We start from the raw sequence: 26,284 nt of genomic DNA, 5'->3' as shown, positions 1-26,284 counted from the left end.
GAAATATTTAAAAACAAAAGTAAATAAAAAGCGCCGCAATGTAATTGCGACGCTTGATATAATGAAAGGGTATTATCAATTACTTGATAACTAACTTACGTGTTTGTGCTGCAGTTCCTTGAGTTATTTTAACAATGTAAATACCAGAATCTAAATTACTGATGTTTATTTCATTTGTTATTGAATTTGCAGTTAAAACTTTCTGACCTAAAGTAGAGTAAATCACAACATTTACAGCTTCTCCATTAGAAGAAGTGATGTTTACCGTGTTACCTGTTGCAGGATTAGGATAGATTTTAAAAGATGTAGCTTCAATAGATGCGCTTGATAAAGTAGAAACATCACTACGATCTCTAGCTTGTACTGAATAACCATTTGCTCTTTCAGTTATAAAACCTACGATGTCAGAAGGTGCAGTAGGTAAAGGAAGACCTATGTAGTCTACATTAAATAATGATCTATGAGTGAATACGTCAGCACCTAAAGAAATAGGCTCTTCAGACCCATTTGAAAATGCAACCGTTCCATCTGCATTATCAAAAGAAACACCGTTAATTTGAACCAGTTCAGATTCATAATCTTCAGCATTTGTATTTAACATTGCAAGAGTTACCACTTGTGGAGCAGGCATGTTATTAGTAGATGTAGGAGCGCCAGTATCTGCTGTAGGAGTGAATTGTAATAATCCGTTAAATTCACTAATGGTACCAGTAATTCCAGTTAGACCATCACCTCTTACTATTGCAGTAGTTATTATACCAGCATTATCATCAATAAGAACACCTGCAGTAGCATCTTGAACCCATTTTTGATTTCTAAAACTTTCTGTGTGTGTAACAAATACTTCACCTGCTACTGTAATCACATCAGTTGAAGGAAGAGTGATTGCTCTTAATCCAGCAAGATCTTGTACTTGTAACGCACCAGCAACCTCAAAGTTTACTGTTTGTACAACTGAAGGAGTAAGTGAAGTTCCTGTATTATCAACTAACTCTAGAGTTAAAGAGTGCTGCCCAGAAGTTACGCCAGTAAAAGCTATATCAGTAGTATCAAATTTATCAGTAGCAGGAGCGCTATCTAGTGAGTACTGTACATATCCATCACCACCAGTTTGTGCCACCATAAAGTTGTTAACTAAGAAAGATACATTAAAATCTCCCGAAGCTAGTACCTCATTATCAGTAGGACTTGTGATAGATAGAGATGGAGCAGGAGCGCCTTCAAATACATTAATATTATCAAAGAATAATTGTTCTCCACCAGCATTAACATTACCTATCACTCTTATTTGTAAAGTGCTTGAACCAGTAAGGCCACTTACTGTTACCACTTCAGGAACGCTTCCATCCCAGTCCGTACCATTTTTTTCTCCTAAAAATGTATGAGTAGTATCACCTAAACCGTTCCAGTCTTGTACTAATACAAATGCACCACCATCGATAGAATATAATACATCAAGGTAATCTGAATCTTCAAAGCCACCATTGTTATTAGATGCGTCCACAGAGAAGTTGAATGCTCCAGTTGCCGTAGAGATGTCAATTAGTTCTGAGTCCCAAATAATATCACCGTCAGTATCTCTGAAAGAGAATTGACCACCATCTGTTTTTGCCCAGTCAGAGCTTGCAGATAAATCAGCAGCACTTGCATCGATTGTCCAGTCTACTAAGGCAGGATAATCTCCTATGTTCACTAATACACTACCTGAAGATCCTTCTACACCACTTCCGTCTGCTACACTTGCAGCATCAAAATCTTCTGAATACATTACTTGTGCATTCATACTGATTGCAGCGGTAAATAAAATTAAAATTGATAAGTAAATTTGTTTCATTGTGTTTGATTTTTTGCAAATATACGGGATTATTAAGTCTTGACTGAGTGTATGTTTTTATTTAATACTAAGATAACATAGCGTTTAACAGGTCTGATATAGTGTAAATTAGCCGTTATGATTATTATGTTAGAGGTTCCGCTTTCGCGAAAGCGAGATCAACACAAATTATTTCCTTAACTTAGATTTTTTAAAACATTGAGTTAACCTAAAGCTAACATGGAATTAAAATCGTTGTACCACCATCTTACTAACTTAGCACTTTAAGTATATGCAAGAAGAAATGAAAGACGCCAAAGCCAAAATCCTTTTAGTGGATGATGAGCCAGATATTTTAGAAATCGTTAGTTATAATTTGAAAAACGAAGGTTATCAAGTATATACTGCCGAAAACGGAGAAGAAGCTATTAAAAAGGCCAAGAAGAAAAAGCCAGATTTAATCATCCTTGATGTCATGATGCCTGTAATGGATGGTATAGAAGCTTGTGAGAAAATGAGACGCATAAGTGAACTGGACCATACTGTAATAACGTTCTTAACAGCTCGTGGTGAAGATTATTCAATGATTGCTGGTTTTGACGCTGGTGCCGATGATTACATTACAAAACCAGTGAAACCTAGGGTACTCGTTTCTAAGGTAAAAGCACTCTTAAGACGCAAGGATAATACCGCTCCTGCAGCTAGTAATATTACTAAATTAGGTGATCTTGTAATTGATAGGGACCAGTATAAGATTATTTACAAAAAAGAAGAGATGATCTTGCCACGCAAGGAATTTGAACTTCTTTCTTTACTTACTACAAAACCAGGAAAAGTCTTTAAAAGAGAAGAAATCTTAGATGTAGTATGGGGAAATGAGGTAATCGTGGGAGGCCGTACTATAGACGTGCATATTAGAAAACTGCGTGAGAAATTAGGAGATGATAGTTTTAAAACTGTCAAAGGTGTAGGTTATAAATATGTCAAATAATAAAGCGCCACAAAAAAACAGTTATCGGTTTGCATTTAGATCTTCGATCTATATTTCTCTAGTTTTTGTTACACTACTCACGCTATTAGATTATTTAGCTCTTATTTCCGTACCGGTTTACATACTAGTAGGGTTATTATTGATAAGCTTTACGATTTGTTTTTCTGTTATTCAATATCGAGTTAAAAGGTTTATATACAGAAGGATAGCTCGTATTTATGAAGATGTTTCTTTAATTGAGTCTTCTAATTTTGAAGATCAAGAGATCGCAACTGATATGCGTACACTTAAAGAACAGGTGGAGCGATTTGCCCGTAATAAAAAGACAGAAATTGAGACCCTTAAGGTAAGGGAGAATTATCGCAAAGAGTTTCTGGGTAATATTTCTCACGAGCTCAAAACACCATTATTTACTGTTCAAGGATATATAGACACGTTAATAGATGGTGCGCATAAGGATAAAGTTATACGTAAGAAGTATTTATTACGTGCTCAAAAAGGAGTAGACCGTCTTACTTACATTGTAAAAGATATGGATATGATTACCAGGTTAGAAGCTGGTGACATGAGTTTAGACAAGGAAGATTTTGATATAGTAGAACTAGTTGAACAGGTTTTTGATCAATTTGAGATGAAAGCTGCAAAAAATAATATTTCTCTAGTCTTTGATATGAAATACGAGGACAAGATAATGGTTCATGCAGACAAGGAGCGCATCCTTCAAGTGGTTGCAAACCTCGTAGTAAATTCTATAAAGTACGGTAAAGAAAATGGTACGACAGAAGTTGCAATTGAAGACCTTATCAATAATAAAGTTATTGTGAGAGTTACAGATAATGGTGAAGGAATTAAAAAGGATTATATTCCTAGACTATTTGAAAGGTTTTTTAGGGTAGATAGAACTGGCTCTCGCAAGGAAGGTGGCTCAGGTCTAGGGTTATCTATAGTTAAACATATTGTTGAAGCGCACAACGAGCGTGTTTATGTAGATAGTGAATTAGGTATAGGATCTGAATTTTCATTCACACTTGAAAAAGTAGCTTTTAATATAGAAGATATAGAAGTCATTGAAGACTGAATGCTTGATAAACCTCTGTAATCATCAACTCGATCTAGCATTTCTATTTTAAAATCACTTTGTGAAGCTTGAGGCACAATATTTTTCTGTTCTAACAGTTGAGCTAGATATTCTTGCTCAAATTGTCCTGGTGTAGGAATAAAGAAAGCTTTTTTGCCTAACTTTTGAAGGTCCATTATGGTAGTATAACCGCTTCTACTCAATATTAGTTCACTGCGGTCTAAAGCTTTTTGTAAACCAGATGTAGATAGATAATTGTAAAATGTGATATGACCTTTCTTAGTTACCTTTTGCTCCTCTTCTATCTTTCCTGAAATAAATAATACTTGACCAGAGTATCGCTTGAGCTCTTCTATTAATTTTTTTTCTAATATACTGCGTTGAGGTTCTGGTCCAGAAAGTAGAACCATAAGGTCGTATTTCTTTTGATAAGAACCAGTTTTTTTAAATCTTGATAAGGGTCCTAGGTATACCTTTTCAATTTCATAATCGTCATTATGAGACAGCTTTCCGGTTAAATTTTCGACTTCATCTATATCAGGAATCCAGCAATAATCGTACTTTTTTATGTAATGTAAATGTAGTTGAGTGCTTAGCCACGTAGTACTGCCAGATAGCACCTGCAATTGATGAGTGATAATTACAGATGGAATTAGATTACTGTACAAACCCAACCTATTATCAGAGATAATACCGTCTATTTTATATTCATGAATTATCTCATGAAGGACTTTGTGCTCATTCCTAATAGCTTTCCAGATTTTTGGAGAGTCTTTTAGCATTTTGAGCTTTAGGTTTTCACCTTCCTTGGCATATTCTATATCATATGATGGCAACTCAATAAATGTTGCAGTTGCATATTCTTTTTTAAGTAAATGCAGTGCTTGTCCATCACTTGCGATAATAGGTATATCGCCATTTTCTAGTACAGCATCTATAATAGGAATGCATCTAGTGGCGTGTCCAAGGCCCCAATTTAAAGGCGCTATCAAAATGTTTTTAGATTTTTGCACAAGGTAAATATACAATGACTTTGTAATCAGGTATATTTGTAGCTATTAAGTAATCTTTAAATAATTGTATTGGGAAGTAAAAATAAACTCAAACGATTTCACGAAAATGAAACCTTTAAAAATGTCATTCAGCCTACTAGGGAAGAGGTTTTAAATGACTTTAAATATCAAGGAAAGTGGAATACTTTTTTTGGAAATGATAACCCTATTACATTAGAATTAGGATGTGGTAAAGGAGAATATACAGTGGCATTGGCACGCAAGTATCCGGAACGTAATTTTATAGGTATAGATATCAAAGGAGCGCGTTTCTGGCGTGGTGCAAAAACAGCAATAGAAGAAGGTCTAGATAACGTGGCCTTTATGAGAACCCAGATTGAGTTAGTAGATCGCGCTTTCGCGAAAGCGGAAATACAAGAAATATGGATCACTTTTCCAGATCCACAAATTAAATACAAGCGCACTAAACACAGAATGACAAATCCTGACTTTCTTGCAAAGTATAAGTCGATTTTACAGCCTGATGGTGTTGTTAATTTAAAAACCGATTCTGAGTTCATGCATGGTTATACCTTAGGATTGTTACAAGCTAGAGGTGAGGAGATATTATATGCGCATCACGATATTTACTCAAATACCGAGTCTCCTGAAGAAGTAACAGGAACTCAAACATTTTATGAAAAGCAATATCTAGAAGTTGATAAGGCAATAACTTATATAAAATTTAGGCTTAAATAATGAGTATAGTTTTGCACTTATTATTTGGTCTTACCATAGGTTTTATAGGCGTTATACCACCTGGATTACTTAACCTAACAGCTGCTAAGATAAGTGTTAAGCAAACTAGAAATGCGGCGGTAATGTTTGCGCTAGGAGCTTCTATCGTTGTTATAGGCCAGGTTTATATCGGTGTTTTTTTTTCAAAATTACTTAACGATAACCCTGACACGCTCTTGATGCTGGAGCAATTTGCGGTTATCGCATTTATTGGGTTATCTATATTTTTCTTTATACGAGCTATGCTTGATAGTGGTAGTCCTGAGGTTAAAAAAATTGATAAATCACCTATTAAGCTTTTCGGTCAAGGGATTATTTTATCAGTGCTCAATATTTTTCCTATTCCTTTTTATATAGGCTTCAGCTCATTTTTAGCAAGTCGAGGTTTATTCAAGTTCACCTATCCCATGGCTCATTTATTTATCTTAGGAGCTGCTATAGGAACATTTTTGATGTTGCTTGCCTATATAAAGTATATAAAGAAATTTGCTTTTGATAGCAACACATTTGCTCGCAAAATAAATTATGTTTTGGCAGGTCTTACTTTATTCATCGCTCTATTTACAATTTATAGAATTTACGGATGAGTAATCAAGACTTTTTCTTGAGAGTTTATGAAGTTGTGAAACAAATACCCTACGGTAGGGTTACAAGTTATGGAGCTATAGCTAAGGCATTAGGAACTCCTAAAAGTAGTCGAGCAGTAGGATATGCGATGAATGCATCACATAGCGATCCTGATGTTCCCGCTCATAGAGTGGTAAATCGTAATGGTGTTTTAACTGGTAAACACCATTTTGCAGGAACTCATTTAATGCAGCAGCTGCTGGAAAGTGAAGGTCTAAAGGTTGAGGCCGATCAAATTTTAAATTTTAAAGAGCGATTTTGGGATCCTACAGAAGAATTAGGATTTCAAGAATAAAAAAATCCGATTTAGTCACATGACTAAATCGGATTTATATATTTAATAAAAAATCCAATTAAGCTATAGAAACTCTTTTGAATCCTACAACATCAGCACCTTTAGATTCTACATACTGAGCAACAGTTTTCTTGTCGTCCATGATGTAGTCTTGGTCTAGTAATGCTTGTTCTTTATCAAGAGAAGTGTTGTCAGCGATAAATCTTTCGATTTTTCCAGGAATAATTCTATCCCAGATTGCTTCTGGCTTTCCTTCTTCTTTCAATTCAGCTTCAAATTTAGCTTTTGCATTTGCAATAGCGTCATCAGTTAATTGAGATCTAGAGATAAACTGAGGAATGTTCAATAGGTTTTTACCTAAACGTCCACGCTCGATATTATCTTTTTCAATTGCAGCAATACGAGACTCAGTTTCAGACTGTACAAATGCAGGATCAAAATCTTTATAAGATAAAGTAGTCGCTCCCATAGAAGCTACTTGCATTGATACAGATTTTGCAACCTCTTCTGCATGATCGCTAGAAGTAGAAAGACCAGTTAATGCACCTATTTTATTACCGTGAACATAACCACCTACAAATGGCGCTTCAAAAGCTTCAAAGCCACCTATTTCAAGTTTTTCACCTATAACACCAGTTTGCTCAATAAGTTTTTCTTCAACAGTCATTCCGTCTAGATCAGCAGCAAGTACTTCATCTTTAGAATTGCAGTTAAAAGCAACTTCAGCAATTTTATTTGCAAGCTCTACATAAGAGTCATTCTTTGCAACAAAATCAGTTTCACAGTTAAGAGATAAAAGAATACCTCTCGTGTTTGATTCATTAATGTTTGCAACAACAACACCTTCAGAAGAATCACGATCAGCACGCTTTGCAGCTACTTTTTGACCTTTTTTTCTAAGAATCTCAATTGCTTTATCAAAATCACCTTCAGCTTCTACAAGGGCCTTTTTACAGTCCATCATTCCAGCTCCAGTTGTCTTTCTTAATTTTCCTACTTCGGCAGCAGATATTTTAGCCATTTTAATATGATTTATACTAGTTACCTAGTGTTGTTAATTTATTCTTCTTCGTCCTTTACAACAGCTTCAGCTTTTTTAGCTTCAGCTTTTGCAGCTTCCTTGTTTTCTTTCTCTTTGGCTTTTAATTGATCTTCTGCATTCTTTTCAGACTTGCGATCTTCAAGACCAGCGATAATAGAGTCGGTAGCTGCCTTAACGATAATTTCAATAGATCTTGAAGCATCATCATTAGAAGGAATTACATAATCTATCACTCTTGGATTTGAATTAGTATCTGCCATTGCAAAAATAGGGATTCCTAATTTCAAAGCTTCTTTAACAGCGATATGCTCACGTACTGTATCTACTATAAAAAGAGCAGCCGGCATACGAGTCATATCAGTAATAGAACCTAAGTTCTTTTCTAATTTTGCACGCATACGATCTACTTGAAGACGTTCTTTCTTAGAAAGAGTCTCATAACGACCATCTTTTTTCATACGGTCTACAAGAGCCATCTTTTTAACCGCTTTACGTATAGTTACAAAATTAGTAAGCATTCCACCAGGCCATCTTTCTGTGATGTAAGGCATGTTTGCGTCACCAGCATATTGTGCAACGATGTCTTTTGCTTGCTTTTTTGTAGCAACAAAAAGAACTTTACGTCCAGATGCAGCAATCTTGCGTAATGCTTGAGTTGCTTCATCCAGCTTTGCAGCTGTTTTATAAAGATTAATGATATGGATCCCGTTACGTTCCATATAGATGTAAGGAGCCATGTTAGGATCCCATTTACGAGTTAAGTGACCGAAGTGGACACCTGCGTCAAGTAGTGACTTGACATCTGAAGTATTTGCCATAATTGTTAGTTTACGTTCTGTCGATAGCAATAATGAAGTGGTCATAAATAGGTTACTACTTAATCGCCTCCACTATTTAGATGCTAAACTGAGCTCTGGTGGCAACCAGGCGTGACAGCAAATTAATAAAAATAAATAAAGAACAAATCCCGTCTTGAAATACATCGAGACGGGAATGATAATAATGTGATATTAACGTTTCGAGAATTGGAATTTCTTTCTCGCTTTCTTTTGACCAAATTTCTTACGCTCCACCATTCTTGGGTCACGTGTCATAAGTCCTTCTGGTTTTAAAGCAAGACGGTTTTCTTCATCTATAGCAACAAGTGCTCTAGAAATAGCAAGACGTATAGCCTCTGCTTGTCCAGTGATTCCACCTCCGTTTACACTAGCTCTTACATCGTAAGTGTCAGTAGTATCAGTTAAAGCAAATGGTTGCTTTACTTTATACTGTAATGTTCCAGTTGTGAAATAGTCAGTAAGATCTTTTTTGTTAATTGTTACTTCACCTTTACCTTCTGTAAGGTAAACACGGGCAACGGCAGTTTTTCTTCTACCTATTTTGTGTAATGTTTCCATATTACTTTACCTCGTTAAGATTAATGGTTTTAGGTTGTTGTGCTTCATGACCATGTTCTGAACCTGAATACACTTTTAGGTTGCGGTAGATAGCGCTTCCTAATTTATTCTTAGGCAACATTCCTTTTACAGCACGCTCAACTACACGAGTTGGGTCTTTAGCAAAAAGTTCGTTTGCAGTAAGACTACGTTGTCCACCAGGGTAGCCAGTGTGTCTTATGTATGTTTTTTCATTCCACTTATTACCGCTCAACGTTACTTTGTCAGCATTTATGATAATTACATTATCACCACAATCTACGTGTGGAGTAAAATTAGTCTTGTATTTACCTCTCAAAAACTTTGCAGCTATTGAAGACATACGACCTAGTGGCTGTTCAGCAGCATCAATCAGTACCCATTCTTTGTTTACTGTTGCGCTATTTGCTGAAACTGTTTTGTAACTTAAAGTATTCACCTTGAAATAGTTTTAATTCTTTGTCTGATTTTACTAACTAAAATCGGGCTGCAAATGTAATCTTTTAATTTAGAATGACAAGCGGCTTTTTTATTTTTATATAAATTTTGTTTTAATCTCTCTATTAACAATTTAGTAAGTCTCTCGTTTACTAATTTTAATCGTTCTTAATTTTTTATAATTTGTTCCGCTTTCGCGAAAGCGAGATCAAAAATAAATTTATTCTAGAGTATTTAATCTCTTTTAAATCAGCACATCACCTATTTTGATTATATTTCAAGCAAAATTGTAATGATGAAAAATGCCATAGCCATATTGATGCTTTTATTTATAGTCACTAGTTGTGAAAAAGATGCAGCGCGTACAAATGTAACCATGTCTAATATAACAGGTAACTATGTTTTAACTTCTTTAACCGCAGATGTTGCAGTTGATTTTAATCAGGATGGTACAAGCCAGATGGAATTACTTAATGAAGCTTCTTGTTTCTCCTCCATGGATATTTCATTTATGGTCAATGGTGATTTTACAGCTACTGTTGCAGAGCCAGAATTTGATTCTATGAATGTTTTATCATGTCCCACGAGCGCGCAGACAGGAACTTATTCTATTAATGCAACTGATCTTTTAACAGTTACCGCAAATGTGAATGGTGGAACTGTTACAGAAAATATTCAATTAACGGTTAACTCAAATACGATAGCTTTTACGGTAAGTGATGCAGATTTGAATCGTTATATTAATGGTAGGGCTGGAACACCTGCGGCAAATATTACCTCGCTACTCGCAGTCTATACTCGCATTTAAAGTTTCAAGTCTAAAGAGTTAATAAGTTTTTATTATAGCAATATTGCTAGATTTCTTATTGTTATTTGTTCAAGAGTTCACTGATTACTTAATGCGGTTAACGTGCTCAAAAGTAATTTATATTTACTCTGTAACTTCTACACCTTTCCAAAAAGCGACATAACCTTCTATTTCTTTGGCAGCGTGTTTAGTGTCTGGATAATACCATGCGGCATCTTTGTTTAGGGAGCCGTTTACATCTATCGAGTAATAACTAGCAGTACCTTTCCATGGGCAGTTAGAAGTCGTATCGCTATTTTTAAAAAACTCTTTCTTGATTGCGTCTTGAGGAAAGTAGTGGTTGTTTTCTACTACTTTAGTATCATTACTTTCTGCGATAACTTGATCATTCCAGATTGCTTTCATAGTCTTATTTTTTCTTAAATAAATAATTTTTAAATAGCTTATTATCATCTTCAAAAATTTGATCTATTTCTAGTCCAGATTCTTTTGCTAGCCATTCAACTATTAAGTCGTCGTATTTTTGAGAAATTTCAGTGTGAATGGTTTCCCATTTATTGAAATGAATTTTTAAGCCTAATTTTTTTATTTCTACATCGCATTCTTCTGTTGCTAGGAGATAGCTTTTTGCGGTTCCGGATTCAGGATCATATGCTTCCCAGTGTTCAAAAAGGTTCACGTTAAAATCAGCACCCATTTCTTTATTTAAACGGTGTAATAAATTGCGATTGAATTCTTGAGTAACCCCAGTTTTATCGGCATAGGCGTTTTGAATTGTTAAAGGATCTTTCTTTTGATCAAAGCCCATGAATAACAAATCTGTTGTTGACATGCTATGCTGGATTTGTTTTAAAAAATTAATAGCATCTTCATGAGGTAAGTTACCTATGTTAGATCCTAGCACTATAATGACCTTTGGTCTTTGGTTATAAGTTGCTATTTTTTCTAATACTTTGAAATAAGTTCCTTGCTCACCTTGTACATCTAGTTTAGGTAATAAGGTAGTTAAAGAATCAGTAAGTTGATCGATAGCATTCTGGCTTATGTCTATGGGTATATAGGTAAAATTTACATTACTTTTAACCAGCTCTTCTAGAAGTACTTTAGTTTTTTTACCATCTCCAGCGCCTAATTCTATAAGATCAAAACCTTTCTTATTTTCAAAAATTTCTTTGAGTTGTGATTTGTAGGTGTCAATTATATTGTATTCTGCATCAGTCAGGTAATATTCTGGCAACGCCATGATGTCTTGGAATAATTTATCTCCTCGATCATCATATATATATTTAGAGCTTAAAAACTTAGGAAATGCGGTAAGGCCTTCTGTTACGTGATTTTCAAATTCCTTTCGGAAGGATTCTTTTTTAGTCATAATGATTTGGCAAGACGCAAGCTTGTAAATTGCCACCTAAGAGGTGCGTGAAAAAAGTTTCTATATGTAAGTCTCGCATGATTTGCTGGTGTAGCGATAGAGCTACCACGCAGGACTTTTTGATTGACCATAAATTTACCATTATACTCACCTAGAGCACCATCAGGTTTTTGATAGTTAGGATATGGTAGATAGGCGCTTTCAGTCCATTCCCATCGGTTTCCGTGATTAATTTTTGACTGCGCAACTTCCCATTCAAACTCTGTAGGCAAGCGTAGTCCTTTCCACTGTGCATAAGCAAAAGCCTCGTAATATGAAATATGGGTTACAGCTGCTTTAGGATCAATTGCTTGTGAGCCGCTAAGTAAATATTGTGACCAGATACCATTCTCATTTTTAAACCAATACATAGGAGAAATGATATCATTTTTCTTTACCCAATCCCATCCTTCAGTATGCCACAACAAAGTATTTGAATAACCGCCATCATCCATAAATTCTAACCATTCTCCATTAGTTACTAATGTGCTTGAAATGGCATAAGGTTCTAAAAATACGCGATGTCTAGGTAGTTCATTATCATAGCAAAATGATTCAGAATTATGACCTATATGGTAAATACCGTCTTTGATTTCTATAAATTCTCTTTCAGAATTCTCTATAAGAACCTCATTTGATACAGCACCATAAATAGGTTGCAATGGGTTATTTCCTAAAATGTACTTTATATCAGTAAGTAATAATTCTTGATGTTGTTTTTCGTGATGAATACCTATCTCTAACACTGGATTCCAGTCCTTATTCCAATGTTTTGAGATTAATTCTTGCATAAGTTTAGTAACATGCTTCCTATATTCATATACTTCTTGAACACTAGGTCTAGAAAGGTTGCCTCTATCAGTACGTACTACTCTTTTACCTATACTTTCATAATAACTATTAAACACATAAGCATATTGCTCATGGAATCTTTGGTATCCAGGAAAATTAGGAGCAAGTAGAAACTCTTCAAAGAACCAGGTTGTATGTCCTAAATGCCATTTAGGTGGTGACACATCAACTATAGGTTGTACCACATAATCTTCAGTTTGTAAAGGCTGGCATATTTTCTCAGAATCTGAACGAGTTTGAGTAAAGAGTTCAAGAAGGTTTTTTGAGGTCATCATTTTCTCAAAGTTATGATCTTTTTATGTATTTCGCTTTCGCGAAAGCGTTAATCTCATATTAAAACACTCTTACAGGACTCATCCAACTCAGATTGAAAAAAGTTTACTAGCTGTAATCGTCCGCTAAATATTCTTATGAATAGTAACTAATTTTAGTCCCATCTTTTTCTACGATCTCGATTTAAGTATTGCTCAGACTTTTTAGGTTTCATGAGATACCTTACTAACCAGATGACAAACACAGTGATAAAAGCAAATAGGAAAAGTATTCCTATAAGGATTACTACCTTAGGCGTAATGCGATTTGCTCGCGCATTTTCATATTCTTCTTGGGCGGCTTTTTGTTTTTCTCTGGCTGCAGCTGCACTAGCTTTTCTCTGATTTGCATCAGCTTGTTTTTCTAAAAATGTATAATAGCTTGCTGAAGAAATGGGTTCAAAATTGCGTTTAGAAGCCTCTTCATAGGTGATCGTGACGGGCTCACCTTTTTGCTTCTTGAAAAGTGGGTAAATAGTAAAATGACCTTCCTTAGGAAACTCGGCAATATTTGTATAATGTTTCTGTCTGTATATAAGCTTACCAGTGATAGGATGACGCATTTCAATGAGGTGAAAAGTGATATTGCGCTGGTTTTTCCATTCTAGAATAACCTTACCTTCATTATGGGATTCCTTTAAAGTGAGATCGTAAAGAAATAGGGCTCTTGTAGTTTTATATTGTGTGGTATCTACGAGTTGATAATTATCAAAGACATTTTGTTGTGAAAAAACAAGTGTAGAGCTGAGTAAATAAATAATAATAAATAACCTCATAAACCGTAATTATACAGCAACCACACCTTTAATCACAGGATGCGGATTGTAATTTTCTAAGGTAAAGTCTTCGTACTTGAACGCAAATATATCCTTGATCTCAGGATTAATTTTCATGGTAGGTAAATCTCGAGGCTCTCTAGTAAGTTGCAATTCTACCTGTTCTCTTAAATTGTTATAAATGTGAACATCGCCAAAACTATGTATAAAATCTCCGTACTCGAGCTCACATACTTGAGCTACCATCATTGTGAGAAGCGCATAGCTTGCTATGTTAAATGGTACTCCTAGAAAAACATCAGCGCTACGTTGGTAAAGCTGACAGCTCAATTTGTTATTTGCTACATAGAATTGAAAAAACGCATGGCAAGGTGGTAGAGCTGCTTTTCCGTTGGCTACATTTTTAGAAAAACTCTTACTGGTATCTGGCATTACACTAGGATTCCATGCTGTAACCATCATGCGGCGACTATTAGGGTTTGTTTTAAGGGTATTAATCACATCTTTTATTTGATCTATACCTTCACTATTCCAGTTGCGCCATTGATGTCCATATACAGGTCCTAGATCACCGTTTTCATCTGCCCATTCATTCCATATGCGCACATTATTATCTTTTAAATACCTGATATTAGTATCTCCAGATAGTAACCATAATAATTCATGAATGATAGATTTAAGGTGAACTTTTTTTGTAGTCACTAAAGGAAAGCCTTCTTGAAGGTTAAAACGCATTTGATGACCGAAGAGGCTGCGTGTTCCAGTTCCTGTACGATCGCCTTTATCTACGCCATTATCTAAAATATCTTGAAGTAAATCTTGGTACTGTTTCATGTATTATTAATTGTTTGTAAAGTCTCGCTTTCGCGAAAGCGAAACTTATTTATCGATAATTTGATACCAATAATCATCCTGATGATTGAGATAGCAAAATACTTAAAATCTAAATGTAAAGAGAAAGTAAAGATGGAGAAAAATAGAACTTTTATGAACCGGTCTTCAAGTCTGTGGCGCTTTTAGTAAATGATTTTGCCCATTCAACGGCACTTTCTAAATTGTTAAAATAACCAAATGAGCCATTATACAAGGATTGCTCTGTAGCGGCCTGAATTCTCTGCTCCTTTGTTGTTCCTATTATTGCAATTCCTATCATGGTTTTTGCATTAATTAATTTGTAAACAGCAGGATCTACTTCATGGCCAAACTCACGGTTTGATATAAAAACTATCTTTTCTTTACCATAGCAGTCGTTGATGTCAGTGAGCATGCGCATGGCAATCTCGTTATCAACTTTAATACCAGAGTTTAATCTACCTATTACATAACTATCGTAACAATACATGTTACCAAAGGAATAAATGAACTCGTTATTATAATCAGTAGGTTTCAATAAACTCTTTTTAGGAAAACGTTAACATCATTATAAAAGTAAGCTAAATTTTTTATAAAATACTAAATGCTTGTTTTTTTTAGCCGAAGAGCATTCCTGCTATTGTTGCGGTAAGTAATGCAGCGCAGGTTCCTCCTATAAGCGCCTTGATTCCAAAAGCGGCTAATGTCTTACGTTGACCTGGTGCAAGTACGCCTATTCCTCCTATTTGTATTCCTATAGAGGCAAAGTTTGCAAAACCACATAAGGCGTAAGTGGCAATAATGATAGATTTAGGATGTGCTATTTTTCCGGCCTCTTTTAAATCTTTTAACGAGCCGTAGGCGATAAACTCATTTAAAATGGTTTTTTCTCCTAATAATTGACCTACAAGAACAATGTCGTCTGCATGAACGCCTATGATCCATGCGATAGGAGCAAATAGATTTCCTAAAATATATTGCATAGAAAAACCATCGTATCTACCATTACTGGAAGATTCAATGATAGAATTAAGTCCTGTGTATTCTCCTAATAGGTCTTTAAGTCCAAAGTTTACCACTGCAATAAGTGCGGTGAAAACAAGAAGCATAGCTCCTACATTTACCGCTAGCTTTAGTCCGTCTGTAGTACCACGTGAAATAGCATCTAAGATATTAGACCCTATTTTATCTTTTGATACTTTTAAAGATCGATCAATTTTTGTTTTGTCTTCTTCAGGAAAAAGCATTTTTGCAATGACAATTGCTGCTGGAGCACTCATGATTGATGCTGTAAGTAAGTGCTTTGTAAAAAGAATTTGTTGGGCCTCACTTTCTCCTCCTAAGAAGCCTATGAAAGCGGCAAGAACTCCACCTGCTATGGTCGCCATTCCACCTACCATCAGGCATAAAATCTCAGATTTGGTCATTTTCTCTAGATAAGGTTTAACCACAAGAGGTGCTTCAGTCTGGCCTATAAAAATATTTGCGGCTGCGGCAAGTGATTCTGCACCACTTAATCTCATGGTTTTACTCATGATCCATGCTAGGACATAAACCACCTTTTGAAGAATCCCTAGGTAATATAATAACGATGTGAAAGCAGAAAAGAAGATGATAGTAGGAAGTACCTTAAAAGCAAATACATAACCCCAACTACCTCTTACGTCTATCAAATTACCGAAAACAAATTCTGCACCGGCTTCACTTACTGCAAGGAATCTAACAACACCTGTAGAAATGGAGTCAAAAACATAAGCGACACTTTCAAATTTAAGCACTGAAATAGCAAAAACAATTTGTAGTGTAATCCCAACAATAACAAGTCTCCAGTCTATTTTCTTTCTGTTTTTACTGAGTAAAAAACAAAATCCGAGAATAAACGACATTCCTATGAGTCCACGGTAAAAACTCTCAAAGCTGAATCCTAAATCATTCTTTATTTCTACGTTCTTTTCTAGAACTACTTCTTTTTTCAAAAGTAAATTATAGGTGGACTCATTAGTTTTTAAACTTAGGCTATCTCCAGCCACTTTTTCAAGGTCAAACTTTTTGAAACTTTGGTTATCTTGATCTGGATACAATGCAATAAAATCACCTTGAAGAATAAATCTTCCTTGAGAGTTTAAACTGTCTACACCAGTATAATAATTATAGTCCTGATTCTTAAAGGTAATACTGTCTAGCTGGTGTACAGAACCTTCAAATTCTTCACTGGTTTGTACGTTATCAATTATCCATGTCCCATTTATAGGTGTGCTTTCCTGAGAGAATAACACTTGTGCTGTAAATAAGAATACAACAAGCGTGAAAAATCTAGCGATATTGAAATTCATAAGTTTATAAAGGTTATCGTTTAGATATTTCGTCTCTGATTTGAGCGGCAAGTTCATAATTTTCATTTGCTACAGCTTCACCTAGCATTTTGTTAAGGTCAGATAAAGAAAACTCACTGTAATCATTAGAGTCTTGAGATGCAGACGTAATTAAATCTTCAATCATGTCTTCTTTCTCAAACTCTTCCATTTGCAACTCTTTATCTGGTTTGATGTGTTGTTGTATTCCAGCCTCTTCTAGAATATTTTCATACGTAAATACAGGAGCTTTAAATCTTACGGCAAGAGCAATAGCATCACTAGTTCGAGCATCAATGATTTCTTCAATTTTATCTCTTTCACAAATAAGACTGCTGTAAAAAACACCGTCCACAAGTTTATGAATTATAACTTGCTTTACAACTATAGAAAAACGTTGGGCAAAACTTTTAAATAAATCATGTGTAAGAGGTCGTGGCGGGCTCAATTCTTTTTCAAGAGCGATAGCAATACTTTGCGCCTCAAAGGCTCCTATGACTATAGGAAGCTGTCTCGGTCCATCTACCTCTTTTAAAACAAGCGCATAGGCGCCGTTTTGAGTTTGACTATAAGAAATTCCGCGTATGTTAAGTCGTTTTAGACTCATGGGTTTTAATCTTAGATAAAAAAAAGCTGTGCAAAAATGAGCTTTTTCTCTTATTGCACAGCCTTAAATCTAATAAAATCTTAATTAACTAAGGAGAAAATTAAGCATTTGCAGCTTTAAACGCTTTTAATTTGTCAATTAATGCAGGTACTACTTCAAAAGCATCTCCTACCACACCGTAGTCTGCAGCCTTAAAGAAAGGTGCTTCAGGATCAGTATTAATAACTACTTTTACTTTAGAAGAGTTGATACCAGCAAGGTGCTGGATAGCTCCAGAAATACCTATAGCGATATATAAATTAGAGGCAACAGGCTTTCCTGTTTGTCCTACGTGTTCTCCATGGGGTCTCCATCCTAAATCACTTACTGGTTTAGAACATGCTGTTGCAGCACCTAATACGTCTGCTAGTTCCTCAATCATGCCCCAGTTTTCTGGACCTTTCATTCCGCGACCTGCACTTACCACAACTTCGGCATCTGCAATTGTTACCTTATCAGTTGCTTTATCTACCGATTGAACTGTAACTGAAAAGTCGTTGTCATTTAAGGATGGCTCAAAAGATTGTACGGCACATTCTGTCGCATTTTCCTTAAGACCGTAAGCGTTCTTAGACAAGCCTACTAACTTCACATCTGTTGTGATGGCGGTATTTGAGAAAGCTTTGTTAGTAAAAACTGTTCTTTTTACTGTAAAAGGATCTGTAGAAGAAGGCAGCTCTGTAACATTAGAAACATATCCTGCTTCTAAATGTACGCTTACTAGCGAGCCTAAGTATCTAGAGTCTGCGCTAGAGCTTATCACAACTACTTTTGCGCCTTCTGCCTTAGCAGCTTGTGCGATAGCGTTTGCATAAGCAGCGGCATTAAACTTATCTAATTTTGAGTCGCTTACATTGTGCAATCTGTTTACACCATAAGTTCCTAAATCTCCAGCATCATTTGCATTAAAAGAAATTGCGGCAACATCTGTTCCCATCATATCGGCAACACCTTTTGCATAGCTAGCTACTTCATAAGCAGTTTTTTTAAAACTACCATTTTCTGATTCTGTATATACGAGTACTGACATATATTTTATTTTTTGCGTCCATAAAGAGGACGTTTACTTAATATTTTATTTGTAATTCCGCTTTCGCGAAAGCGAGATTAATATGAATCCCTAAAATTTAAATTGCTTTTGCTTCGTTATGAAGTAAGTCAATTAATTTATCTAGATTATCTGCCTCCACAAGAGTAACAGCACCTTTAGGCTCTGGCTTTGAAAAGGAAACGGTATTAGTTTCTGAACTGGCGTCAGTTGCAGGAACTACATTTAATGGTTTCTTACGCGCCATCATGATACCACGCATGTTAGGGATTCTTAAGTCGCTTTCTTCTACAAGACCTTTCTGACCACCTATAACTAGTGGAAGTGTAGCAGTAGAAGTTTCTTTACCGCCGTCTATCTCGCGTATTGCTGTGGCAGTATCGCCTTCAATTTCTAAAGATATACAAGTGTTTACAAAACTAGCACCTGTCATGGCAGCAACCATTCCTGGTACCATACCACCGTTATAATCTATCGATTCACGACCTGCAATTACTAGGTCGTAACCACCATCTTTAACTACAGCACTTAATTGTTTTGCAACCTGATAACCGTCTACCGCTGGAGTGTCTACTCGTATTGCAGTATCTGCACCTATTGCTAGTGCTTTTCTTAAAGTAGGTTCTACCTCAGCACCACCTACGGTTACAACATCTACGCTAGCACCTTGTTTTTCTTTAAACCACATTGCGCGAGTAAGACCAAATTCGTCATTAGGATTAATAACAAATTGTACACCGCTTGTGTCAAATTGAGAATCGTTATCTGTAAAATTGATTTTTGAAGTGGTATCTGGTACGTGACTGATACAAACTAATATTTTCATATTTTAAAGTCTTTAAATTTCTTTTTCAATCGTTTGCGAAATTAAGTAAAAAACAACTAATAAACTATGCATGCATAATAAAATTTTGTTTAAATTTTATCTGTCAATTAATTACATTTTCATGTCGCACCAGCTTTAAGTTGAGTGGAAGTACAGAAAGTTCTTAGATTTAAAACGATATCGTGATTTAAAAGAGATATTTTAATCAATTTTTTTCGCATCCTATTAATATGTAGGTTATTTTTGTTTCTTATAATTGGATGCTATTCTACACACATAATATATGAAGACAATACAATTTCGCGAGGCTATATGCGAGGCGATGAGTGAAGAAATGAGACGTGACGAGGCCATTTACCTAATGGGTGAAGAGGTTGCAGAATATAATGGAGCATACAAAGCTTCTAAAGGAATGTTAGATGAATTCGGTCCTAAGCGTGTGATTGACACACCTATTGCAGAGCTAGGTTTTGCTGGTGTCGCTATAGGTTCTACTATGACAGGTAACCGTCCTATAGTAGAGTACATGACCTTTAATTTCTCACTGGTAGGAATTGATCAAATAATTAATAACGCTGCAAAAATACGCCAGATGTCTGGTGGGCAATTTAAGTGTCCTATCGTTTTCCGTGGTCCTACGGCAAGTGCTGGTCAACTAGCTGCTACGCATTCACAAGCTTTTGAAAACTGGTTTGCAAACACACCTGGTCTTAAAGTAATCGTTCCTTCTAATCCTTATGATGCAAAAGGACTTCTTAAAGCAGCTATACGTGATGATGATCCAGTAATCTTCATGGAGTCTGAGCAAATGTATGGTGATAAAGGTGAGGTGCCAGAAGATGAATACGTACTTCCTATAGGTGTAGCTGAGGTAAAAAGAGAAGGAGCTGATGTAACTATCGTTTCTTTTGGTAAGATTATAAAAGAAGCTTACAAAGCTGCAGATGAGCTAGAAAAAGATGGTATTTCTTGTGAAATCATTGACTTAAGAACAGTACGTCCATATGATAAAGAAGCGATCTTAAAATCAGTTAAGAAAACAAACCGTTTGATTATTCTTGAAGAAGCATGGCCATTTGGTAACGTGTCTACAGAGATTTCTCATATGGTTCAAGCAGAAGCATTTGATTATCTAGACGCGCCTATTTATAAAATAAACACACAAGACACACCAGCGCCGTATTCTCCAGTTCTTTTTGAAGAGTGGTTGCCTAATCACAAAGATGTGATAGAAGGTGTAAAGAAAGTAATGTATAAAAAATAATAAGTATACATTATACTATATTTTAAAACCCAGCTCGATAAGCTGGGTTTTTTTGCTTCTCAAAGAATATCACAACTTTTTTATAGTTATACAACTAGCATTTAATCCAGTAGTCCTACATTTGATTTTTGCATATTGCTTATGAAAAAATATATAAAATCCGGTATAATAAAAGTTAGTTGCATGCATAAAGGACAGGTAAGTATACCGCTTTCGCGAAAGCGAGACTCCTACAGTCTATTCTCAAAACATGTGTTACTATTAGGATTCTTGTTAGTAACCGCTACTGTAGTTGCTCAAACCAAAGTAGGTGGTGTTATCTATGACGAATTTGGTGATCCAGTACCATTTGCTAATGTTATTTTTCCTAACTCTAGTGAAGGAACAATCTCTAACGATAATGGAAGATTCTACCTGCAATCTGACCAAACCTATAAAACGGTGGAGTTCTCCTTTGTAGGATATAAAACGCAAACCATTACTTTAGAATCAAGAGTTTCTACAGATTTAAAAATAACTCTTGAAACTGACACTGCTGAGCTGGATGCTGTAGTGGTATATACTGGAAAAACTTCTAAAAAAAACAACCCAGCCATTGACATCTTACGCAAAGTCTGGGAAAATAGACGTAAAAATGGACTGTCTCAATTTAAACAATACCAGTACGATAAGTATGAGAAGCTAGAATTTGATATGAATACGATTGATAGTGCTATGATCAACTCAAAGCTATTCAATGGAATGGAATTCATTTTTAATTATGCTGACACCAGTCGAGTGACCGGAAAAACCTATCTACCCATTTTTATTAATGAATCGCTGGCTTCAGTATATGGAGATAATGAATTAAATAAAGAGAAAGAAGTAGTTAAAGCAAATAAAAACTCTGGTTTTTCTGATAATCAAACCATTATAGCCTTTGTAAAAGACCTCTATGCAGATATTGACGTGTACGAGCGTTACTTAAAGTTTTTTGATAAGAGTTTTACGAGTCCGGTAGGTAAAGCTGGAATAGATACCTATAATTATGTGCTTAGAGATACGGCTATGGTTGATGGAGTAGAGGCTTATAACATTATTTATTATCCGCGTCGCAAAGGAGAGCTTACTTTTAAAGGAGACTTTTGGGTGGCTACCGATTCTTATGCCATCAAAGAAATTAATTTACAAGCAACTAAAAGTGCTAATGTGAATTGGGTAAAAGAAATTTACATCGAGCAGGAATATGATGTACTAAACGACAGCCTTTTCTTGATTACCAGAGATTACTTCATGAGTGATTTTGCACTTAATAAGAAAGAGAAGTCTAAAGGTATTTACGGTAAGCGTACCACCTTGTTTGATAACTATCAATTTGACATTAAAAAAGAAGACGATTTTTACAAACGTAGGGTAAATGATTATGATCCTTTGATTTATGATCGCAGTGAGGAATATTGGGACGAGAATCGATTAGAAAAATTAAATAAAGACGAAAAGCAAATTTATACCATGCTGGACACGCTCAAAACTAATAAAAAGTTCAAGCGTCTTTATAACATAGGAACCATTCTTGCCTCAGGATATTATGAGGTAGATAACTTTGATATAGGGCCTGTTTTCGGACTTTTAGGATTTAATCAGGTAGAAGGTATGCGAGTGAGGTTAGGTGGAAGAACCTTTTTTACTTCAAATGATTTATGGCGACTGGAAGGTTATCTAGCTTATGGTTTCAAAGATGATCAGTTTAAATATGGTCTAGCTGGTAAATGGTTGATTGATAAGAAAAGTAGGCTTACCATATCTGGTGGGAACCGCAGAGATATAGAGCAATTAGGTGCTAGCTTGACCAATACAAATGATGTTTTGGGACGTAGTCTCGCTTCAAGTTCACTAATAACTGCAGGTAATAATAATAGTCTTTCTAGTATTAATTTGACAACTTTAGGAATTAGTTTTGAACCCAAATACAATCTAGAATTTAGATTAGGTACCAGTTATCGAACTATAAAAAGTGGTGCACCAGATATTTTTAGTTTGGATTACTTTGATCCTGATTCACCTAATGGTATCGCTACAGAAACAAGACAAGCAGATGCTTCTTTAACTATGACTTACACTCCAGGCCGTAAAACGTCTAACTATGGAGTGGATAGAACGCTTATTAACAGTGGTGAATATCCTATTCTTTATGCTAGTTATACTAAGGGTTTTGACGGTTTTTTAGAAAGTGATTTTAATTTTGATAAAGTCCAGTTTTACTACAGTCATCCATTTCAGTTAGGTCCTTTTGGGAGATTAACGGCAAGAGTGGAAGCAGGTAAAACCTTTGGAGAGGTACCACTAGCTTTATTAAATGTTGTCCCTGGTAACCAGACTTACTTTAATTTAACAGGTGCTTTTAATACGCTCAATTTCTACGAATTTGTAACTGATGAATATGTTACCATGCACTTAAATCACAATTTCAACGGTCGTATATTTTCTAGAATTCCAGGATTGCGTGATCTTAACCTGAGAGAGCTTGTAGGAATACGTGCGGTGTATGGAAAAATAAGCGATGAGAACATTGCGCTTAATGCAGGAAACATTAATTACCTAGCTCCAGAAGATGTATTTTGGGAATACAGTGCAGGAATAGGGAACATTTTTAAAATTCTAAGACTAGACGTCAGTTTTAGAGGTGGCTATAACTTCTTGCCTGACGCACGTTCTATGGCGATTACAGGTAGTTTTGGATTTTCTTTTTAGGTATATCCCAGAAAATTTGGCTCGAGAATTATAACTTCAAGAAATTGCTTTTTCCAAATTTATCAGGGATCTGTTAGAAATTTATTTCAATAGATTTTAACCAATTCGTTTCATCTTTCATACCACTGCATAGCGGTATCGGCTAGCTATGATCCTAATCTTATTTTTTACTTTTTTATCGTTTTTTATTTTCTTTTTTGAAAATAGACGTTTATCCTGAGGCAGCTCAGGGCGAAAGCGAGATCGTATAAACTCCTCTTTTGTAGGAATATGCCGAGATAATCTTCTATTTTAGCGCAAATTATATTTTTATGAGGCTTTTTACTTTTCTGGCTGTTTTGTTTTTTGGTTTTGTTGCAACTGCGCAGACTGCTGATGATTTTGTTTTTGAAGTTGATTTAAGCAGTTCTGGAAATTCTACATATAATTTTTACATAACTCACGTAGGTAATGTTAGTATCAATTGGGGAGATGGACAAACATCTTTTTTTCCTAATAGCCAAAATAGGCTTGTTTCTCATACATATAATATAAACGGTAATTATACAATATATTTAAATGGTCAAATTGATTCTTTCTCTTTTAATCGTAATGAGCCATTAGAAGTAGTTCAATGGGGATTCTCACAATTTCAAACCATGGAAGGTGCGTTTGAAGGATGTCAGAATCTAGTTATTAATTCTGTTGACCATCCCAACTTATCTCAGGTAACAAGTATGTCAAACATGTTTAATGGTGCTAAAAATTTTAATTCAGATATTTCTGCATGGGATGTGTCCAACGTTACTGATATGAGCGGTACCTTCAGATTAAATTGGACTTTTAATATCAATATTTCTAATTGGGATGTTTCAAATGTTATAAATATGGATGAGATGTTTAATTCGGCAATACTATTTAATCAACCTATAGGGAGCTGGGATGTTGCTAATGTGATTGATTTCACATACATGTTTTTGGGAGCCGCAGATTTTAATCAAGATCTATCTTCTTGGGATTTTCAACAAACCGCGAATTTACAAGACATGCTATTTTCTGCAAACTTAGATACATATAATTATGATGCGTTAATTCGCAATTTTTTAAACCTTCAATTAATTAATAAGAATTTGGGTATTTCAAATTTTGAATATTGTGATGTTTTTTCAAGGTCTCAGCTTAACAATCGAGGTTGGACTATTACTAATGATCGACAAGCTTCTAATTGCTCTAATCAAACATTGATCGGAAATATTCTTTTAGATGGAGATCAGAATGGTTGTGATTTTTTAGATATAAATGTAAATACTATCGCTGTAAATGTTAACGATGGGAATTATTCATTTAATTATTTTACCATTGATGGCGCTTATAGCGCAAACCTAAGACCAGGTAATTATACGGTTGTTCCAATTGTTGATTCTCAGCTTTTCAATATTACTCCAGATTCAATAATAATTACCATTACACCTTCAGGAATTGTCAACCAAGATTTCTGCGTCACCGCAACAACCCCAATTGATGACTTAGAAATAACCATCCTACCATTAGAAGGTGCCAGACCAGGTTTTGATACGAACTACAAACTCATTTATAAAAACAAAGGAAACACAAGATTATCAGGTTCTGTAGATTTTACTTACGAAGATGACTTTATGGATTTTCTTAATTCAAATCCAGCTACTACATCTTCAAGTACAGGAATGTTGAGTTGGGATTTTATAGATCTTGATCCATTTGAGACTCGTGAGATTGAATTCACTATGAATCTCAACACACCTACAGATCCTAATTTTCCTTTAAATAGTAATGATGTTATTAACTTTACAGCTATAATTAACCCTGCTCTTAACGATTCAACGCCATTAGATAATGTGTTTAATATAAAACAACAGGTTGTGAATTCTTACGACCCTAACGACAAGACTTGTTTACAAGGCAATAGAATAACACCAAGTATGGTAGGTTAATATGTGGATTATAGAATCCGATTTGAAAATGAAGGAACGGCGAGCGCTGTAAATGTAAGAATAGTAGATTATATAGATACTACAAAATATGATATTACAACATTAACACCACTAAGTGCGAGTCACGACTATACTACTACAATAACTGAAGGTAATAAAGTAGAATTCTTTTTTGACAACATCATGTTGCCATTTACCGCGCCAGCTAGTCAAGGTTATGTATTGTTTAAAATCAAAACTGTGGATACCTTAGTTTTAGGTGATGATTTTTCTAATCAAGCCGAGATTTATTTTGATTTCAACTTTCCAATCATTACTAATCTTGAGACGACAAACGTAGACATGACTGCAAGTTTAAATGATAATAATTTATTAGAAGTGAGCCTTTATCCTAATCCAGCTCAAAACTCGATTAGTTTAACCAGCAATTTAGCGTTTAAGGAATACACGATTTATGATACGCTAGGAGCAATCGTTTGTAAAGAAAAGTTAGATGTTCCAACGTTAAATCAAGAGATACAAATAGATCATTTGGATTCAGGATTGTACTTTGTTGAGGTAAAAGGAAATCAAAGTAGCTCTGTTTTAAAATTGATAAAAGAGTAATTTTCTAATAATTCAAAATAATCTAGCCCTTTTACTTAAGTGTAAATGGGCTTCTTTATTTTCCGCTTTCGCGAAAGCGAGATCACACTTTTTACCAGCTTCATTGTTTTCTTTTTATGAGCTATCGGTAAAATTTAAAAAGGACATAATAGCGCTACTAGAAAGATCAAGGCAAAACGATCTAAGCGAGCAAGTCATAAAGTGTGAGTTTTATAAATTTTTGATGCTGAAATTCTTTTAAAGGTAAAGGTGGTTTTCATATAGGCTCCTTGCATTTTTAGACAAACTAGAACTAATCGTAAAAGTGGTTCTTAACACAAATATGTTTCTCGCAACAAGTCGTATCTGTGATTATCATAAGGATG

At 35.1% G+C, this 26,284-nt stretch carries 26 protein-coding genes; 10 read left to right on the top strand and 16 right to left on the bottom strand.

Annotated elements, in window-relative coordinates; translation table 11 throughout:
- Positions 1 to 79 precede the first annotated feature (79 nt).
- On the bottom strand, positions 80 to 1,834 hold the full coding sequence (locus A9Q93_RS08450) for a T9SS type A sorting domain-containing protein (protein WP_303686954.1): 1,755 nt from the start codon (positions 1,832 to 1,834) through the stop codon (positions 80 to 82).
- 283 nt (positions 1,835 to 2,117) lie between these two features.
- On the opposite strand from A9Q93_RS08450, the gene A9Q93_RS08445 reads away from it, so the two are divergent.
- Entirely contained in the window at positions 2,118 to 2,804 is a 687-nt protein-coding gene (locus A9Q93_RS08445; protein WP_303686953.1) for a response regulator transcription factor, read from the top strand.
- Positions 2,794 to 3,882: a cell wall metabolism sensor histidine kinase WalK gene (locus A9Q93_RS08440; protein ID WP_303686952.1), complete on the top strand. Its 1,089-nt coding sequence runs from the start codon at positions 2,794 to 2,796 to the stop codon at positions 3,880 to 3,882. The genes A9Q93_RS08445 and A9Q93_RS08440 overlap by 11 nt, the downstream gene beginning before the upstream one ends.
- Here A9Q93_RS08440 and A9Q93_RS08435 read toward each other — a convergent pair.
- Positions 3,786 to 4,895: a glycosyltransferase gene (locus A9Q93_RS08435; protein ID WP_303686951.1), complete on the bottom strand. Its 1,110-nt coding sequence runs from the start codon at positions 4,893 to 4,895 to the stop codon at positions 3,786 to 3,788. The genes A9Q93_RS08440 and A9Q93_RS08435 overlap by 97 nt on opposite strands.
- A gap of 69 nt (positions 4,896 to 4,964) precedes the next feature.
- On the opposite strand from A9Q93_RS08435, the gene trmB reads away from it, so the two are divergent.
- Genes trmB through A9Q93_RS08420 form a run of 3 tightly spaced genes read left to right on the top strand, consistent with a single transcriptional unit; the run spans position 4,965 to position 6,594 of the window.
- The gene (trmB, locus tag A9Q93_RS08430; RefSeq protein ID WP_303686950.1) at positions 4,965 to 5,633 is read left to right on the top strand and encodes a tRNA (guanosine(46)-N7)-methyltransferase TrmB; all 669 of its coding nucleotides are present in this window, start codon (positions 4,965 to 4,967) and stop codon (positions 5,631 to 5,633) included.
- The gene (locus tag A9Q93_RS08425) at positions 5,633 to 6,259 is read left to right on the top strand and encodes a LysE family transporter (RefSeq protein WP_303686949.1); all 627 of its coding nucleotides are present in this window, start codon (positions 5,633 to 5,635) and stop codon (positions 6,257 to 6,259) included. The genes trmB and A9Q93_RS08425 overlap by 1 nt, the downstream gene beginning before the upstream one ends.
- On the top strand, positions 6,256 to 6,594 hold the full coding sequence (locus A9Q93_RS08420) for an MGMT family protein (RefSeq protein WP_303686948.1): 339 nt from the start codon (positions 6,256 to 6,258) through the stop codon (positions 6,592 to 6,594). Before A9Q93_RS08425 ends, A9Q93_RS08420 begins: the two co-directional genes overlap by 4 nt.
- 58 nt (positions 6,595 to 6,652) lie before the next feature.
- Here the strand turns inward: A9Q93_RS08420 and tsf are convergent, their stop codons facing one another.
- From tsf to rplM, 4 genes are all read right to left on the bottom strand, one after another.
- Positions 6,653 to 7,615 (bottom strand): translation elongation factor Ts, encoded by a 963-nt coding sequence (gene tsf / locus A9Q93_RS08415; protein WP_303686947.1) that lies wholly within the window; start codon positions 7,613 to 7,615, stop codon positions 6,653 to 6,655.
- A 38-nt stretch (positions 7,616 to 7,653) separates the two neighbouring features.
- Complete coding sequence (rpsB, locus tag A9Q93_RS08410) at positions 7,654 to 8,454, bottom strand: 30S ribosomal protein S2 (protein ID WP_303686946.1); 801 nt, start codon at positions 8,452 to 8,454, stop codon at positions 7,654 to 7,656.
- Positions 8,455 to 8,646: 192 nt separating this feature from the next.
- A complete protein-coding gene (rpsI, locus tag A9Q93_RS08405; RefSeq protein WP_303686945.1) occupies positions 8,647 to 9,033 on the bottom strand; it encodes a 30S ribosomal protein S9 in 387 nt (128 codons plus the stop codon).
- Position 9,034: 1 nt separating this feature from the next.
- Positions 9,035 to 9,490: a 50S ribosomal protein L13 gene (gene rplM, locus A9Q93_RS08400; RefSeq protein WP_303686943.1), complete on the bottom strand. Its 456-nt coding sequence runs from the start codon at positions 9,488 to 9,490 to the stop codon at positions 9,035 to 9,037.
- 291 nt (positions 9,491 to 9,781) lie between these two features.
- On the opposite strand from rplM, the gene A9Q93_RS08395 reads away from it, so the two are divergent.
- On the top strand, positions 9,782 to 10,297 hold the full coding sequence (locus A9Q93_RS08395; RefSeq protein ID WP_303686942.1) for a hypothetical protein: 516 nt from the start codon (positions 9,782 to 9,784) through the stop codon (positions 10,295 to 10,297).
- 123 nt (positions 10,298 to 10,420) lie between these two features.
- Here A9Q93_RS08395 and A9Q93_RS08390 read toward each other — a convergent pair whose 3' ends face one another.
- The 10 genes from A9Q93_RS08390 to A9Q93_RS08345 all read right to left on the bottom strand — a co-directional run bounded on the left by A9Q93_RS08390 (position 10,421) and on the right by A9Q93_RS08345 (position 19,370).
- Positions 10,421 to 10,702 (bottom strand): DUF427 domain-containing protein, encoded by a 282-nt coding sequence (locus A9Q93_RS08390; RefSeq protein WP_303686941.1) that lies wholly within the window; start codon positions 10,700 to 10,702, stop codon positions 10,421 to 10,423.
- A gap of 4 nt (positions 10,703 to 10,706) precedes the next feature.
- A complete protein-coding gene (locus A9Q93_RS08385; RefSeq protein ID WP_303686940.1) occupies positions 10,707 to 11,669 on the bottom strand; it encodes an L-histidine N(alpha)-methyltransferase in 963 nt (320 codons plus the stop codon).
- Positions 11,666 to 12,835, bottom strand: a complete 1,170-nt coding sequence (gene egtB / locus A9Q93_RS08380) for an ergothioneine biosynthesis protein EgtB (RefSeq protein WP_303686939.1) — start codon at positions 12,833 to 12,835, stop codon at positions 11,666 to 11,668. The genes A9Q93_RS08385 and egtB overlap by 4 nt, the downstream gene beginning before the upstream one ends.
- Before the next feature lie 152 nt (positions 12,836 to 12,987).
- Positions 12,988 to 13,647: a hypothetical protein gene (locus A9Q93_RS08375; protein ID WP_303686938.1), complete on the bottom strand. Its 660-nt coding sequence runs from the start codon at positions 13,645 to 13,647 to the stop codon at positions 12,988 to 12,990.
- 9 nt (positions 13,648 to 13,656) lie between these two features.
- Positions 13,657 to 14,481 carry a thymidylate synthase gene (locus A9Q93_RS08370; RefSeq protein WP_303686937.1) on the bottom strand — a complete coding sequence of 275 codons (825 nt, stop codon included), beginning with the start codon at positions 14,479 to 14,481 and terminating at the stop codon, positions 13,657 to 13,659.
- A gap of 151 nt (positions 14,482 to 14,632) precedes the next feature.
- Entirely contained in the window at positions 14,633 to 15,037 is a 405-nt protein-coding gene (locus A9Q93_RS08365) for a thymidylate synthase (RefSeq protein WP_303686936.1), read from the bottom strand.
- A gap of 79 nt (positions 15,038 to 15,116) precedes the next feature.
- Positions 15,117 to 16,832 carry a NupC/NupG family nucleoside CNT transporter gene (locus tag A9Q93_RS08360; protein ID WP_303686935.1) on the bottom strand — a complete coding sequence of 572 codons (1,716 nt, stop codon included), beginning with the start codon at positions 16,830 to 16,832 and terminating at the stop codon, positions 15,117 to 15,119.
- 13 nt (positions 16,833 to 16,845) lie between these two features.
- Positions 16,846 to 17,457, bottom strand: a complete 612-nt coding sequence (locus tag A9Q93_RS08355) for a bifunctional nuclease family protein (RefSeq protein ID WP_303686934.1) — start codon at positions 17,455 to 17,457, stop codon at positions 16,846 to 16,848.
- Between the two features lie 100 nt (positions 17,458 to 17,557).
- The gene (locus A9Q93_RS08350; protein WP_303686933.1) at positions 17,558 to 18,526 is read right to left on the bottom strand and encodes an electron transfer flavoprotein subunit alpha/FixB family protein; all 969 of its coding nucleotides are present in this window, start codon (positions 18,524 to 18,526) and stop codon (positions 17,558 to 17,560) included.
- A gap of 97 nt (positions 18,527 to 18,623) precedes the next feature.
- Entirely contained in the window at positions 18,624 to 19,370 is a 747-nt protein-coding gene (locus A9Q93_RS08345) for an electron transfer flavoprotein subunit beta/FixA family protein (RefSeq protein WP_303686932.1), read from the bottom strand.
- A 283-nt stretch (positions 19,371 to 19,653) separates the two neighbouring features.
- Between A9Q93_RS08345 and A9Q93_RS08340 the strand changes: the two genes are divergently transcribed.
- From A9Q93_RS08340 to A9Q93_RS08325, 4 genes are all read left to right on the top strand, one after another.
- A complete protein-coding gene (locus A9Q93_RS08340; RefSeq protein ID WP_303686931.1) occupies positions 19,654 to 20,634 on the top strand; it encodes a pyruvate dehydrogenase complex E1 component subunit beta in 981 nt (326 codons plus the stop codon).
- Between the two features lie 183 nt (positions 20,635 to 20,817).
- Positions 20,818 to 23,364 (top strand): DUF5686 and carboxypeptidase-like regulatory domain-containing protein, encoded by a 2,547-nt coding sequence (locus A9Q93_RS08335; RefSeq protein ID WP_303686930.1) that lies wholly within the window; start codon positions 20,818 to 20,820, stop codon positions 23,362 to 23,364.
- A gap of 311 nt (positions 23,365 to 23,675) precedes the next feature.
- Positions 23,676 to 25,313 (top strand): BspA family leucine-rich repeat surface protein, encoded by a 1,638-nt coding sequence (locus A9Q93_RS08330; RefSeq protein WP_303686929.1) that lies wholly within the window; start codon positions 23,676 to 23,678, stop codon positions 25,311 to 25,313.
- A 3-nt stretch (positions 25,314 to 25,316) separates the two neighbouring features.
- Positions 25,317 to 25,919 carry a T9SS type A sorting domain-containing protein gene (locus A9Q93_RS08325; protein WP_303686928.1) on the top strand — a complete coding sequence of 201 codons (603 nt, stop codon included), beginning with the start codon at positions 25,317 to 25,319 and terminating at the stop codon, positions 25,917 to 25,919.
- The last annotated feature ends 365 nt before the right edge of the window (positions 25,920 to 26,284 follow it).

The sequence above is a fragment of the Nonlabens dokdonensis genome, from assembly GCF_002162835.1.
GTDB classification, from domain to species: Bacteria; Bacteroidota; Bacteroidia; order Flavobacteriales; family Flavobacteriaceae; genus Nonlabens; species Nonlabens dokdonensis_B.
This window is presented reverse-complemented; position numbering and strand designations above follow the sequence as displayed.

What these genes read in the sequence shown, in the direction of transcription:
- A9Q93_RS08450 (WP_303686954.1), bottom strand. Translation starts at nt 1,834, where the DNA reads ATGAAACAAATTTACTTATCAATTTTAATTTTATTTACCGCTGCAATC.
- A9Q93_RS08445 (WP_303686953.1), top strand. Translation starts at nt 2,118, where the DNA reads ATGAAAGACGCCAAAGCCAAAATCCTTTTAGTGGATGATGAGCCAGAT.
- A9Q93_RS08440 (WP_303686952.1), top strand. Translation starts at nt 2,794, where the DNA reads ATGTCAAATAATAAAGCGCCACAAAAAAACAGTTATCGGTTTGCATTT.
- A9Q93_RS08425 (WP_303686949.1), top strand. Translation starts at nt 5,633, where the DNA reads ATGAGTATAGTTTTGCACTTATTATTTGGTCTTACCATAGGTTTTATA.
- A9Q93_RS08420 (WP_303686948.1), top strand. Translation starts at nt 6,256, where the DNA reads ATGAGTAATCAAGACTTTTTCTTGAGAGTTTATGAAGTTGTGAAACAA.
- tsf (WP_303686947.1), bottom strand. Translation starts at nt 7,615, where the DNA reads ATGGCTAAAATATCTGCTGCCGAAGTAGGAAAATTAAGAAAGACAACT.
- rpsB (WP_303686946.1), bottom strand. Translation starts at nt 8,454, where the DNA reads ATGGCAAATACTTCAGATGTCAAGTCACTACTTGACGCAGGTGTCCAC.
- rpsI (WP_303686945.1), bottom strand. Translation starts at nt 9,033, where the DNA reads ATGGAAACATTACACAAAATAGGTAGAAGAAAAACTGCCGTTGCCCGT.
- A9Q93_RS08395 (WP_303686942.1), top strand. Translation starts at nt 9,782, where the DNA reads ATGATGAAAAATGCCATAGCCATATTGATGCTTTTATTTATAGTCACT.
- A9Q93_RS08390 (WP_303686941.1), bottom strand. Translation starts at nt 10,702, where the DNA reads ATGAAAGCAATCTGGAATGATCAAGTTATCGCAGAAAGTAATGATACT.
- A9Q93_RS08385 (WP_303686940.1), bottom strand. Translation starts at nt 11,669, where the DNA reads ATGACTAAAAAAGAATCCTTCCGAAAGGAATTTGAAAATCACGTAACA.
- egtB (WP_303686939.1), bottom strand. Translation starts at nt 12,835, where the DNA reads ATGATGACCTCAAAAAACCTTCTTGAACTCTTTACTCAAACTCGTTCA.
- A9Q93_RS08375 (WP_303686938.1), bottom strand. Translation starts at nt 13,647, where the DNA reads ATGAGGTTATTTATTATTATTTATTTACTCAGCTCTACACTTGTTTTT.
- A9Q93_RS08370 (WP_303686937.1), bottom strand. Translation starts at nt 14,481, where the DNA reads ATGAAACAGTACCAAGATTTACTTCAAGATATTTTAGATAATGGCGTA.
- A9Q93_RS08360 (WP_303686935.1), bottom strand. Translation starts at nt 16,832, where the DNA reads ATGAATTTCAATATCGCTAGATTTTTCACGCTTGTTGTATTCTTATTT.
- A9Q93_RS08355 (WP_303686934.1), bottom strand. Translation starts at nt 17,457, where the DNA reads ATGAGTCTAAAACGACTTAACATACGCGGAATTTCTTATAGTCAAACT.
- A9Q93_RS08350 (WP_303686933.1), bottom strand. Translation starts at nt 18,526, where the DNA reads ATGTCAGTACTCGTATATACAGAATCAGAAAATGGTAGTTTTAAAAAA.
- A9Q93_RS08345 (WP_303686932.1), bottom strand. Translation starts at nt 19,370, where the DNA reads ATGAAAATATTAGTTTGTATCAGTCACGTACCAGATACCACTTCAAAA.
- A9Q93_RS08340 (WP_303686931.1), top strand. Translation starts at nt 19,654, where the DNA reads ATGAAGACAATACAATTTCGCGAGGCTATATGCGAGGCGATGAGTGAA.
- A9Q93_RS08335 (WP_303686930.1), top strand. Translation starts at nt 20,818, where the DNA reads ATGCATAAAGGACAGGTAAGTATACCGCTTTCGCGAAAGCGAGACTCC.
- A9Q93_RS08330 (WP_303686929.1), top strand. Translation starts at nt 23,676, where the DNA reads ATGAGGCTTTTTACTTTTCTGGCTGTTTTGTTTTTTGGTTTTGTTGCA.